The organism is Agriterribacter humi (assembly GCF_009192765.1).
Lineage (GTDB): Bacteria > Bacteroidota > Bacteroidia > Chitinophagales > Chitinophagaceae > Agriterribacter > Agriterribacter humi.
Genome location: NZ_VOHQ01000006.1, coordinates 143,692 through 155,435 on the forward strand (window position 1 = coordinate 143,692; position 11,744 = coordinate 155,435).

The following is an 11,744-nucleotide window of genomic DNA, read 5'->3' on the forward strand; positions in this document are numbered from 1 at the left end:
TTGATGGGGAAAAATGAGCGGGATCAGCATTTATAAAAAGTAATGTGAAAGACAAGGATCATAAAAATGTTTTAATTATTGATGCGGTTTGTTCTATTTTTAACCCTTAAACTAACGATCAATATGCAACGCAGAAATTTTTTACAAAAAGGAATTTTGGCCGGGGCTTCTACTTTAGTGGGGTCGGCTGCTTTTGCCACTGGAAATAAAAATGAAAAAGGAAACAGTCCCCTGGCGGAAAAGACGTTTAACCTGAATTACGGTCCGCATGATGGCATGTTTAAGAATAGTGGCGGTAATGATTTTATTGACCAGATAAAATATATGTACGACCAGGGTTTTCGGTCTATTGAAGACAATGGAATGACAGGAAGGAGTACAGACCAGCAAACCAAAATAGGTGAAACGCTTGCCAAATTAGGAATGACAATGGGTGTTTTTGTAGTGCCAAAAGGTGGCAACGGTGAAAATACACTTGCTGCTGGTAAGCAGGAGAATATTGATATTTTTTTGAAGGGTTGCCGTCAGTCGGTAGAAGTAGCCAAACGTGTAAATGCAAAATGGGTAACTGTAGTGCCTGGTGATTTTGAAAGGAATTTGCCCATCGGTATTCAAACCGGTAATGTAATTGATGCGCTCAAACGGGGTGCGGAAATCCTGGAGCCACATGGTATTATAATGGTGCTGGAACCATTGAGCGATACGCCCAATCTTTTTCTGCGCACATCAACGCAAACCTATGAAATCTGCAGGGGTGTAAACAGCCCTTCCTGTAAAATATTGTATGATATTTACCACATGCAGAAAAATGAGGGCAACCTTATTAAGCATATAGAATTAACCTGGAAGGAAATCGCTTATTTCCAGATAGGCGACAATCCCGGCAGAAAGGAACCTACCACGGGTGAGATCAATTATAAGAATGTATTCAAATACATTTATGAAAAAGGATACAGGGGAGTTATGGGTATGGAACATGGCAATTCCAAACCGGGCAAAGAAGGAGAACAGGCGCTCATAAAAGCGTACAGGGAAAGCGATAACTTCCTGTAAGTGGAATATTATTTTTCTGCTTCTCCCGCTTCTTCTATCTTTTCATCTTCCACATTGGTGAGTACAACGTCCGACATCCGTTTCATTGGATTGGAGCGGTTTTGGGCGTATTCGTACTGCTGTTGCAAAATGTCAACTGCGGTGTATATGGATTGCCGGAAAGACGATTCATCGGCCTTATCTTTTCCTGCAATGTCAAAGGCGGTTCCATGATCGGGAGATGTTCTTACGCCGGGCAAACCCGCGGTATAATTGATGCCTTCGCCTTTTGCCAGCGATTTAAACGGGATCAATCCCTGGTCGTGATACATAGCTAATACGGCATCAAATTTTTCATAGCTTCCCCTGGCAAAAAAAGCATCCGCGCTATAGGGACCAAAGGCAAGTATATTATTGTGTTTGGCTTCCTTAATGGCCGGTTTTATTTGTTCTTCCTCTTCTTTTCCTACAAGTCCTTCATCACCTGCATGAGGGTTAAGTCCGAGCACGGCGATTTTGGGTTTATCTATGCCAAAATCTTTTTGCAGGCTTTCTTTTAGTATAAATAATTTTTTAAGAATGACCTGCCGTGTTATTTGCTGGGCAATGTCTTTTACGGGCACATGTTCCGTTACCAGTCCCACCCGCATATTATCGGAGCACATGAGCATCACTACATCATCTACCCCAAAAAATTGTTTTAAAAAGGGTGTATGTCCACTGAAACTGAATTCGGGCGACTGCACATTTTTTTTATGAATGGGCGCTGTAACTAAGGCCTGGATGTGTTTGGCTTTTAAGGCCTGTACTGCCGCCTGGAGCGATCTAACAGCATACTTACCGCCGGCATCAGTTAACTGGCCAGGGGTAATATTCACTTCCTCTTCCCAGCAGTTATATAAATTTACCTGCCGTGCATAGGGCCTTGCGGGGTCTTTCAGGTTTTGAAAGCTGAAGCTGGATTCCGGTAATGTTTTCCTGTAAAAGTTGATCAGTTTGTTGGAGGCGAAAATTACAGGTGTGCAAACATCCAGCATCCTGCTGTCGGAAAAAGTTTTAATGATCAATTCTATTCCAATGCCATTAATATCGCCGCAGGAAATACCAATAGCCGGTTTGCTGTTCTGATTTGACATACTACGCTGAGTTAATCCGCGAATTTACGGGATTGTAACTGGTTTTCGTATTTTTAGGCCTTTCAATGTATACTTTAAAGAAATCATTAGGCCAGCATTTTCTGCGCGATGAAAATATGGTGCTCAGGATCATCGCTGCATTGCAGGAGCGGCCTTTCGGGCAATTGCTGGAAGTGGGCCCCGGCGGAGGCGCTCTTACCAAACACCTCATTCAATTACCCGGTGTGGTATTTAAGGCAATAGAATTAGATGAAGAAAAGATCCGCTTTCTTGAAAATACCTGGCCCGAAATAAAAGGGAAGCTCATTCATCAGAGTATCCTGGATGCAGACCAACCCTTTGAAGGGAAATTTACTGTGGTGGGCAATTTCCCTTATAACATATCTTCGCAAATCCTTTTTAAAATATTGGACTGGAAGAAAGATGTGGAAGGAATGCTGGGTATGTTCCAAAAAGAGGTGGCACAGCGTATAGCCTCAAAGCCGGGTAATAAGGTATATGGAATTCTCAGTGTGCTGGTGCAGGCTTTTTTTGAGGTGGACTATTTATTTGAAGTGCATGAACAGTGTTTTACGCCGCCGCCCAAAGTAAAGAGCGCTGTTATTCGCTTAACGCCAAAAGCTGAACCACTGCAAATCCATAGTGAAAAACATTTTTTTTTATTGGTAAAAACCGCGTTCAATCAAAGGCGCAAAACCCTGCGCAATGCCGTTAGGAATTTGTTTGATGAAGAAACGCTGAAAAAACCGATTTTTGACAAAAGGGCCGAGCAGTTAAGCGTGGCCGATTTTGTGGCGCTGGGAGATATGATGAAATGAAGGGGGTAAGTGGTAAGTGGGCGGTTGTCAGGTGTGAGGGAATTTCCTGCAACATGCAACTTGTAACCTGCAATCTTCTCTTCTCACTTTTCACCACATACCCCGGCATTCACTATTCACTATTGACAATTCACAATATAAATATGAGAAAGGTAATCGTTACCGCAAAAGTACATCAGTACCTGTTAGATACCCTGCAACAAAAAAATTATACAGTAGTTTATTCCCCGCAGATCACTTACCAGGAGTTAAGTGATGAGATCAAAGATGTTGAAGGTTTAATTGTTACCACGCGTCTTAAAATTGACAGGGCTATATTGGATAAAGCGCCTCATTTGAAATGGATCGGCCGTTTGGGCAGCGGTATGGAACTGATTGATGTTGATTATGCCGAATCGAAGGGCATACAATGCGAAAGCAGCCCCGAAGGCAACCGCAATGCGGTAGGAGAGCATGTATTGGGGGTATTGCTTGCACTGATGAATAAAATTTGCAGCAGCAGGCAGGAAGTAGCGGAGGGCAAATGGATAAGGGACGCCAACAGGGGAACGGAACTTACCGGTAAAACAGTGGGTATTATTGGTTTTGGCAATGCAGGCGGCGCCTTTGCCAAACTACTGTCTTCCTTTGATGTGGAAATACTGGCCTACGATAAATATAAATTTGGTTTTGCCAGCGGTAAGGTACATGAAGCCGGTCCGGAACAAATAGTCCGTTATTCAGATGTGATCAGCCTGCACGTGCCTTTAACGGATGAAACTTTTCACATGGCAAACGATGCTTTTTTTGAGTCGTTGCAGCGAAAACCTTATTTTTTAAATGCCTGCCGGGGCAAGGTGCACGACATTAATGCTGTTATTAATGCCCTAAAAACCAATAAAATTTCGGGCGCGGGGTTAGATGTACTGGAAAATGAAAAATTGGATGCTTATACCGCAGCAGAAAAAGAGCAGTTAAACTGGTTGTCGGCACAGCCCAATGTAATAATTACACCGCATATAGCAGGCTATAGCCATGAAGCCTTTTATAAAATGTCGAAAATAATACTCGAAAAACTGGGCATCTAAGGATCAATATTTGCACCCCGCATCCTTGTTTGGCATGATTTTTTTACTACTTTTGCTTCATAATACAATTGCAACGCTTCAGACAACCGTTTGGGGCGTTGTTATTTTTTTATTTTTAATAATCTAAAAACGAAGTCAGCCATGAGTGAAGTAATGTACGTTACGCACGAAACACTGGAACAACTGAAAAACGAACTGCAAAAGATGAGAAGTGTGGACAGACCTGCTGCTTCAAGAGCAATTGCGGAAGCCCGTGAAAAAGGTGATTTGAAGGAAAATGCCGAATATGATGCAGCCAAAGAAGCACAGGGGATGCTGGAGGCCAGGATCGCCAAACTGGATGGCGAAATTGCCAATGCACGCATTATTGAAATAGAAAGTATTGATACCAGTAAAGTGAGCATACTCACCAAAGTAACTTTAACCAATCTCAATACAAAGAAAAGAGTAACCTACCAGGTGGTTTCCGAAAAAGAAGCCGATCTTAAAGTGGGAAAAATATCTGTTACTTCTCCCATTGGCCGGGGTATTCTTGGCAAACAGGTAGGCGAAGTGGCCGAGGTAAGAGCACCCGCAGGCTTATTGAAATTCAAGATAGAAGAGATTGCTATTTAACCAGGCATTTCAAAAATTGTATAAAGGAGGCGGATAATACCGCCTTTTTTTATTTAAAATTTTTCCTGCATAATAGTGAAAAAATATATAATTTGTGCAACTCATATGCCTAACTGCAGCTGAAAAAGATTGTAACCATATTCATGCTTGCTGTATACCTGTTTAACCTGGCAGGTTATTCCCTCGTTTTTCAGTTGATGATCAACCACAGCAATAAGCAAGCTTCTGCTGCTATTAATACCGGCAATTATTCCAATGCTGAACTGGTTCATATAAAAATACCCGTGCTGCTGCCCTATAGCACCAACTGGAGCGATTATGAACGGTACGATGGAGAAGTGGAATATGAAGGTATTTATTACAAATACGTCAAACGCAAAATATACAATGATACCCTTCACCTGCTTTGTTTGCCAAATTATAAGCGTACCCGGTTACAAAGCGCTGAAAATAATTATGCACGGCAGGTAAATAATGTGAATGCTTCTTCCAGTGAAAAAACTGAGAACCTGGCCAAAAAGAATACGGCGGCGTCTGAATATGATCAATTCCAAATGCAGTACACCCTCCCGGCTATACCTTTACATATACCTTCATTTCATAGCTTCATCTCTCCTTTTTTAACGGAGACCGACAGAGACTGTTTGATCCATCCTCCTGATGACAGGGCGTAATTTTTCTTATCCCATTGCTGTTTCGTGAACACCAATGGGTCTGCAACCTCATTTCATCATAGACATAATGTGGACTAAGCCACCTGAAGTATTTGTATTCAATCAATTCTGAATATACCATGCCTTATATAACATTGGAATCTCATTTACCCGGTATTACCGGACTGCTGGAATATCGTAAAGATTCAGCGCAACCTATCCGGGAGCTAACACAGTTCCTGCTTCGTGGACCTTCATCGTTATCGGAAGGTGAGAGAGAGCTTATCGCTTCCATAGTAAGCTCCGGTAATGAATGCCGCTTTTGCACTACAGCGCATACTGCCGCCGCCAATATGCTTTTGGGTGAAAATGAAACTTCGGACAAAGCACTTAAAGATATTGCTACAGCGCCTGTAAGCGATAAAATGAAAGCGCTGCTGGTTATTGCAGCCAAAGTAAGAGAAAGTGGTAAGTCTGTAACGAATGAAGTCATTGCCGCGGCAAAAGCTGCAGGTGCAACGGATATCGAAATCCATGATACCGTATTGATTGCCGCATTGTTTTGCCTGTATAACCGCTATGTTGACGGGCTCGATACTTTTACACCCACTGATCCGCAGTACTATGAAAACCTTGCTGATCGTATTGTACATCATGGGTATACCCGGCTTCCGGAAGGGTATGATCATTTAAAAAAAACAATTTCTTCCTAAACGTTACAACCAACTGCAATGAAAAATTTTCTTATTATAGTTCTGTTATTCGTTTCCACCGGTCTTTTTGCCCAGCAGGTAAAAATTACAGGCACGGTAACCACTTTCAATTCGGGTGAACCTGTTGAAGGAGCCAGCATCAGTGTTAAAGATAAGATCAGCGGTGCCGTTTCCGATTCTAAAGGTGCGTTTACGCTTTCACTTTCCAAAATTAAATTACCTTTTACTATTATCATTTCCGCAGCAGGTTATGCTAATGCAATAGTTGAAATAACCGATGGACAGCAAACTGTAAATGTGAAGCTGCAACAAAGGGAAGGCTGGTTGAATGAAGTTGTTTTTGCCGCATCCCGTGTGCATGAAAGCATTCTTCGTTCGCCCGTGAGCATTGAAAAAATGAATCAGAAGGCGATCAGGGAAAATCCTTCCTTTTCTTTTTACGATGGCATACAAAATCTTAAATCGGTGGAAGCGGTTACCAGCAGCGTTACCTATAAACAAATCAATACCCGCGGCTTTAATAATACAGGCAACCAGCGCTTCCTGCAATTGATTGATGGCGTAGACAACCAGACACCCGGTTTGAACTTCCCTGTGGGTAACCAGTTTGGCGTTTCTGATCTTGATGTTGAAAGTGTTGAAATTATCCCGGGCGCTGCTTCCGCTTTATATGGGCCTATCGCCTTTAACGGTGTGCTTATGATGCATACCAAAGATCCTTTTCAATACCAGGGATTGTCGCTGCAGGCCAAAACCGGTATCAATCATATAGGTGAAGATGATGTTAAACCACATGGCTTGTATGATTTTGCTTTGCGTTATGCAAAAGCGTTTAACAACCGTTTCGCGTTTAAAATAAATGCTGCTTACCTGGGCGGGCTCGACTGGTATGCGAACAATTATAATGATGTAGATCCGCAAACACCCGAAAATTTACGCGGACCCAATAATCCCGCACGGGATGCCGTGAATATATATGGCGATGAAGTTGTGCGTACCATAGAAGGTATTGGGCGCATATCAAGAACGGGTTACGAAGAAAAAGACCTGATGAATTACAACGTGTATAGCCTCAAATTAAACGGATCGCTGCATTACCGCATCAACAATAATATGGAGCTTTCTTACCAGTATGATTATGGCAAAGGAACCGCCAGCTATACGGGCAGCAGCCGTTTCGATCTGAATAATTTTGTGCTGCAAAGACACCGTGCCGAATTAAAGGGCAGCAATTATTTTTTACGCAGCTACGCCGTTATTGAAAACTCGCACGATTCCTATAATACCCGTTCGCTTGCACAGTTCATTAACCGGACATGGGTAAAAGATATTGCAGGCAATACCGTGGCGCCAAACCTGGCTGATGATACCTGGTTTGAAAGATACACGGCAGCATACAATGGTGATATTGGAAGTATAACTGCAGCTAATCACGCTGCTGCAAGAGCCTTCGCCGATGATGGAAAACTGGCGCCCGGTAGTTCTGCATTTGAAGCAGCTAAAGACAATTTGATCCATAACTATGGATTAAGCGGCGCCGGTGTTTTCAGCAACAGCAAGTATTACCATACCGAAGGGCAATATGATTTCAGCGATAATATCAAAATATTTGAACTGCTGGCCGGTGGTAATTTCCGCAATTATCACATGTTTACCAACGGGTCTTTGTTTGATGACAAAGACAATGATATTACCATCAAAGAATATGGCGCGTTTGTGCAGGTAGCAAAAAGATTATTGAATGATAAATTAAAAATAACAGGCTCCGTACGGTATGATAAAAATGAAAATTTTGAGGGCAGTTTTACGCCACGTATATCCGGTGTGTATACAGTTGCAAAGAATCATAATTTCCGCGCTTCTTATCAAACCGGCTTCAGGAATCCCACGCCGGTAGACCTGTACATTCACCTGAATGTTGGGCCCATTACTATTCTTGGCGGAGCGCCCGATAACAGCAAGGGAATGAACGTATATGAAAATTCATTCACTGCTTCTTCAGTGGGAGCTTTTGGCGCTGCTTTCGGACAGGCAATGGGCAGCGGTACACCTTTTCCGCAGGCAATATCAGAAAATAAAGGGCTGCTGGAGAAGTCGGATGTATCCTATATCAAACCCGAAAAACAAAAAGCATTTGAAGTAGGATATAAGGGACTTATTAATAATAAGCTGATGATAGACCTGAATTATTATTATAGCACCTACACCGATTTTATTATTAATACAGTGGTTATTCGTCCGGAACACACCATATTAGCGGGCGATGGTACAATCAGCAATGAAGCTGCCATGGATATACCTAACGGAGATATCCAGGTTTTTCAGTTGTATACCAATGCATCAGATAAAGTATCATCGCAGGGCATTTCGGCCGGACTTACCTGGATGATGAACAGGGGTTATACAGCAGGCGCCAATATTACCTGGGCCGATTTTAATCTGAAAGATGCCAATCCCAATAATATCCCCGCTTTCAATACACCCGAATACACTAGCAATGTAACTTTCGGAAACAGCAATGTGTACAAAAACTTTGGCTTTAACCTGGCATGGCACTGGCAGGATGCGTTTGACTGGTACGGGACCTTTAATGGCAACCGTCCCGGCCGTATCAATGCGTATTCGCAGGTTGATCTGCAGGTCAATAAAAAAATCCCTTCTGTTAATGCTATAGTAAAACTGGGCGGCAGTAATATTTTAAATCACAGGGTATATCAGGCCTTCGGATCACCCAGCGTTGGGGCGCTGTATTATGTATCGGTTGTATTTGACGGACTGTTGAATAAATAATTAATTATGAATAGCAGCATAACAAATAATGAAGGCCAAAAAATAACGCCATACCTCTGGATGTTTTTTGCCGTATGTTTTATCAGCAGTGCGTTTGGAGGTATCGTGTCTACGTTAATGTCTGTTTACCTCCCCGTTGTAATTAAGGATGTACAACTGTCATCAGACCCTGGCGAACATGCACGCATCAGCGCTTACATCAATGCGGTATTCATTTTTGGATGGGCCATTGGTGGCTTTGCATGGGGGGTGATCAGTGACCGGATAGGAAGAAAAAAAGCATTATTGCTTGCTATCGGCTCCTATGCGGTGTTTACCATTTTAACCGGCATGCTGCCCAACTGGTGGAGTATCGTATTGTGCAGGGTGTTGAGCGGGTTTGGCGTAGGAGGCGTGCTGGTGATTGGATTTACTTTTATAAGCGAAGTATGGCCCACAAAAAGCAAAGCCGTTTTCATGGGTATTTTGTCTATTGCTTTTCCCGTGGGCATTTTTTCTGCCGGTTTGATTAATTATATGGTATCATCGTGGCGGCAGGCTTTTTTATCAGGATTTGTACCATTGATCCTCGCTATTGCAGGAGTATGGATCATAAAAGAATCAGCAAGCTGGAAAAAAGGTAAGCAGCATATCCTGCAAAACAATAACCCCGCTGAAAGCTTTTTATCCCCGGAGTTCCGGAAAGACCTGCTGATCGGATCCATCACTTTTGGATCCATGTTAATTGGCCTGTGGGCAATCTTTTCGTGGCTGCCTACATGGGTGCAAAGCTTAATTGCAGATTCCGATGGTCAAAAGGAAAGAGGAATAACCATGATGCTGCTGGGCATGGGTGGATTAACAGGCGGGTTTTTTTCGGGCTGGTTCCTCAATGCGGTGGGCACACGAAAAGCGATGCTTATGTGCTTTGCGGTATGTTCGGTGTTGTCTTTCGTACTTTTTAAAACCAATACGGTATTTACGCCCTTAGTGTATATAGAAACGGGCGTTCTCGCTTTTTTCTTTGGCATAAGCCAGGGTGTGCTGTCTTATTATATACCGCAGCTTTTTCCTACAGGCATCAGGGCAACAGCAACGGGTTTTTGTTTTAATATAGGCCGGTTATTTACCGGCACCGCTGTATTGTTTGTAGGTATACTGGTAACGGTGCTGGGCGGCTATGGCAATGCTATATACTTGTTTTCACTGGTGTTTATAGTAGGATTGCTTGTGGTATTACTGATTAGAAAGATGGAACATAAACTTGTTTAAATCAACTTAAAAATTATTGACCAATGGCACATATCAACGTTCCGGAAGGCGTACCCGGTATAAGAAGCCTGGTAATGTTCAGACCCGAAACCGGGAAACATTTATACGAACTGGCACAGGTGCTGCTGCGGGAAGATTCTCCGCTATGCCCCGCCGACAGGGAACTGATAGCGGCTTACGTATCGCACAGGAACCATTGCATGTTTTGCAGGAACAGTCATGCTGCCGCTGCAAGATGCTTATATCATGAAGCTGCATCCGTAGTTGATGCGGTATTCCTGGATATGCAAGAGGCGCCCATAAGTGAAAAATTAAAGGCTTTACTCAACATAGCAGGTAAGGTGCAGATCAGCGGAAAAGCGGTTACTGCCGAAGACATTGAAGCGGCAAGGCAATTGGGTGCGGGAGACAGGGAGATACACGACACGGTTTTAATAGCGGCCGCTTTCTGCATGTTTAACCGTTACGTAGACGGGCTGGCAAGCTTTACACCAACCAATGCAGACGATTATGCGGAGATGGGCAGGCGTATGGTGGAGAAAGGATATGTGCTGCCGGGGGAGAGGTGAGTAGTAAGTAGTGAGTGGTGAGTAGTAAGTAGATAGCTTATGCGTGCAGGAGTATGAGCATTTAAGTAATCGGTAAATCAAAAATATCAAATCAAAAATCTCCAATTGCATCTTATGGCACATATTAATTTAAACAACGACTTGCCGGGTATTAGAGGCCCCATGGCATACCGGCCGGAAACTGCAAAGCCCCTGAATGAACTGGCGGAAATATTACTGCGTGATGACAATAACACGCTGAGCCGCGGCGACAGGGAACTGATTGGAGCTTATGTATCTTACCTCAATGATTGTTTTTTTTGCCAGAACGTGCATGGCGCCATGGCGCAGCATTATATGCAATGCGATATGCATTTCATTGACGGTATAAAACAGGATTTCACCGCTGCCGCTATTTCCGATAAAATGAAATCGCTGCTGGCCATTGCGGCAGCCGTGCAAAAAGGTGGCAAACATGTAACTGCTGCATTGATTGACCAGGCCAAAGAACAGGAAGCCACCGACACGGAGATACATGATACGGTATTGATCGCTGCAGCTTTTTGTATGTTTAACCGGTATGTGGATGGATTGGGCACTTTTGCGCCGCAAGACAGGCAGTTGTATGTTAACCGTGCGCCGCAAAGGGCCGAAGAAGGGTATGCAGGACTGGATTTATATAAATAGTATTTGCATAATTTTGCTGCATGACCATTTTTTCAAAAATCATAGCGGGCGATATTCCTTCTTATAAAATTGCGGAGAATGATAAATGTTATGCTTTCTTGGATATATTTCCATTGGTAAAAGGGCATACATTGGTAATTCCCAAAATTGAAGTGGATAACCTTTTCGATCTTCCTCAGGATTATTTAAGTGAGCTGCTGGTTTTTGCGCAGCCCATTGCCAAGGCCATTGAGCGCTCTTTTCACTGCAACCGCTGCGGGATCAGCGTTGTAGGACTGGAAGTGCCGCATGCGCATATTCACCTGGTGCCTATCAATAGTATGGACGATCTCAATTTTACAAGGGGAAAGCTAAAACTATCGCAGGATGAATTAAAGGAAGCGCAGCAGAAGATATTATCAAACTTAACAAACTCATCAGATAAGTAAGCATTG

Annotated in this window: 12 protein-coding genes; 11 read left to right on the forward strand and 1 reads right to left on the reverse strand. The window is 43.1% G+C overall.

All coding sequences use genetic code 11. The features are described from left to right. The first annotated feature begins 123 nt into the window (after nt 1-123). On the forward strand, nt 124-1,053 hold the full coding sequence (locus FRX45_RS12205) for a hydroxypyruvate isomerase family protein (RefSeq protein WP_152268708.1): 930 nt from the start codon (nt 124-126) through the stop codon (nt 1,051-1,053). Nucleotides 1,054-1,061: 8 nt separating this feature from the next. Here the strand turns inward: FRX45_RS12205 and pdxA are convergent, their stop codons facing one another. Beyond that, the gene (gene pdxA, locus FRX45_RS12210) at nt 1,062-2,168 is read right to left on the reverse strand and encodes a 4-hydroxythreonine-4-phosphate dehydrogenase PdxA (RefSeq protein WP_152268709.1); all 1,107 of its coding nucleotides are present in this window, start codon (nt 2,166-2,168) and stop codon (nt 1,062-1,064) included. Nucleotides 2,169-2,233: 65 nt separating this feature from the next. Between pdxA and rsmA the strand changes: the two genes are divergently transcribed. The 10 genes from rsmA (at nt 2,234) to FRX45_RS12260 (ending at nt 11,738) form a co-directional block, all read left to right on the forward strand. Then, entirely contained in the window at nt 2,234-2,986 is a 753-nt protein-coding gene (gene rsmA, locus FRX45_RS12215; RefSeq protein WP_152268710.1) for a 16S rRNA (adenine(1518)-N(6)/adenine(1519)-N(6))-dimethyltransferase RsmA, read from the forward strand. A 143-nt stretch (nt 2,987-3,129) separates the two neighbouring features. Beyond that, nucleotides 3,130-4,053, forward strand: a complete 924-nt coding sequence (locus tag FRX45_RS12220; protein ID WP_152268711.1) for an NAD(P)-dependent oxidoreductase — start codon at nt 3,130-3,132, stop codon at nt 4,051-4,053. 141 nt (nt 4,054-4,194) lie between these two features. Next, a complete protein-coding gene (gene greA / locus FRX45_RS12225) occupies nt 4,195-4,668 on the forward strand; it encodes a transcription elongation factor GreA (RefSeq protein WP_152268712.1) in 474 nt (157 codons plus the stop codon). A gap of 143 nt (nt 4,669-4,811) precedes the next feature. Next, nucleotides 4,812-5,342: a hypothetical protein gene (locus FRX45_RS12230; RefSeq protein WP_152268713.1), complete on the forward strand. Its 531-nt coding sequence runs from the start codon at nt 4,812-4,814 to the stop codon at nt 5,340-5,342. A 119-nt stretch (nt 5,343-5,461) separates the two neighbouring features. Then, nucleotides 5,462-6,034, forward strand: a complete 573-nt coding sequence (locus tag FRX45_RS12235) for a carboxymuconolactone decarboxylase family protein (RefSeq protein ID WP_152268714.1) — start codon at nt 5,462-5,464, stop codon at nt 6,032-6,034. Between the two features lie 18 nt (nt 6,035-6,052). Then, a complete protein-coding gene (locus FRX45_RS12240) occupies nt 6,053-8,824 on the forward strand; it encodes a TonB-dependent receptor (RefSeq protein ID WP_152268715.1) in 2,772 nt (923 codons plus the stop codon). 6 nt (nt 8,825-8,830) lie between these two features. Continuing rightward, the gene (locus tag FRX45_RS12245; protein ID WP_152268716.1) at nt 8,831-10,075 is read left to right on the forward strand and encodes an MFS transporter; all 1,245 of its coding nucleotides are present in this window, start codon (nt 8,831-8,833) and stop codon (nt 10,073-10,075) included. A 23-nt stretch (nt 10,076-10,098) separates the two neighbouring features. After that, the gene (locus FRX45_RS12250; protein ID WP_152268717.1) at nt 10,099-10,644 is read left to right on the forward strand and encodes a carboxymuconolactone decarboxylase family protein; all 546 of its coding nucleotides are present in this window, start codon (nt 10,099-10,101) and stop codon (nt 10,642-10,644) included. Between the two features lie 114 nt (nt 10,645-10,758). After that, nucleotides 10,759-11,310, forward strand: a complete 552-nt coding sequence (locus FRX45_RS12255) for a carboxymuconolactone decarboxylase family protein (protein WP_152268718.1) — start codon at nt 10,759-10,761, stop codon at nt 11,308-11,310. A gap of 20 nt (nt 11,311-11,330) precedes the next feature. Beyond that, nucleotides 11,331-11,738, forward strand: a complete 408-nt coding sequence (locus FRX45_RS12260) for an HIT family protein (protein ID WP_152268719.1) — start codon at nt 11,331-11,333, stop codon at nt 11,736-11,738. Nucleotides 11,739-11,744 lie beyond the last annotated feature (6 nt).

Excerpts from the sequence above, each read along its gene's own strand:
- FRX45_RS12205 (WP_152268708.1), top strand. The coding sequence starts at position 124 with ATGCAACGCAGAAATTTTTTACAAAAAGGAATTTTGGCCGGGGCTTCT.
- pdxA (WP_152268709.1), bottom strand. The coding sequence starts at position 2,168 with ATGTCAAATCAGAACAGCAAACCGGCTATTGGTATTTCCTGCGGCGAT.
- rsmA (WP_152268710.1), top strand. The coding sequence starts at position 2,234 with ATGTATACTTTAAAGAAATCATTAGGCCAGCATTTTCTGCGCGATGAA.
- FRX45_RS12220 (WP_152268711.1), top strand. The coding sequence starts at position 3,130 with ATGAGAAAGGTAATCGTTACCGCAAAAGTACATCAGTACCTGTTAGAT.
- greA (WP_152268712.1), top strand. The coding sequence starts at position 4,195 with ATGAGTGAAGTAATGTACGTTACGCACGAAACACTGGAACAACTGAAA.
- FRX45_RS12230 (WP_152268713.1), top strand. The coding sequence starts at position 4,812 with ATGCTTGCTGTATACCTGTTTAACCTGGCAGGTTATTCCCTCGTTTTT.
- FRX45_RS12235 (WP_152268714.1), top strand. The coding sequence starts at position 5,462 with ATGCCTTATATAACATTGGAATCTCATTTACCCGGTATTACCGGACTG.
- FRX45_RS12240 (WP_152268715.1), top strand. The coding sequence starts at position 6,053 with ATGAAAAATTTTCTTATTATAGTTCTGTTATTCGTTTCCACCGGTCTT.
- FRX45_RS12245 (WP_152268716.1), top strand. The coding sequence starts at position 8,831 with ATGAATAGCAGCATAACAAATAATGAAGGCCAAAAAATAACGCCATAC.
- FRX45_RS12250 (WP_152268717.1), top strand. The coding sequence starts at position 10,099 with ATGGCACATATCAACGTTCCGGAAGGCGTACCCGGTATAAGAAGCCTG.
- FRX45_RS12255 (WP_152268718.1), top strand. The coding sequence starts at position 10,759 with ATGGCACATATTAATTTAAACAACGACTTGCCGGGTATTAGAGGCCCC.
- FRX45_RS12260 (WP_152268719.1), top strand. The coding sequence starts at position 11,331 with ATGACCATTTTTTCAAAAATCATAGCGGGCGATATTCCTTCTTATAAA.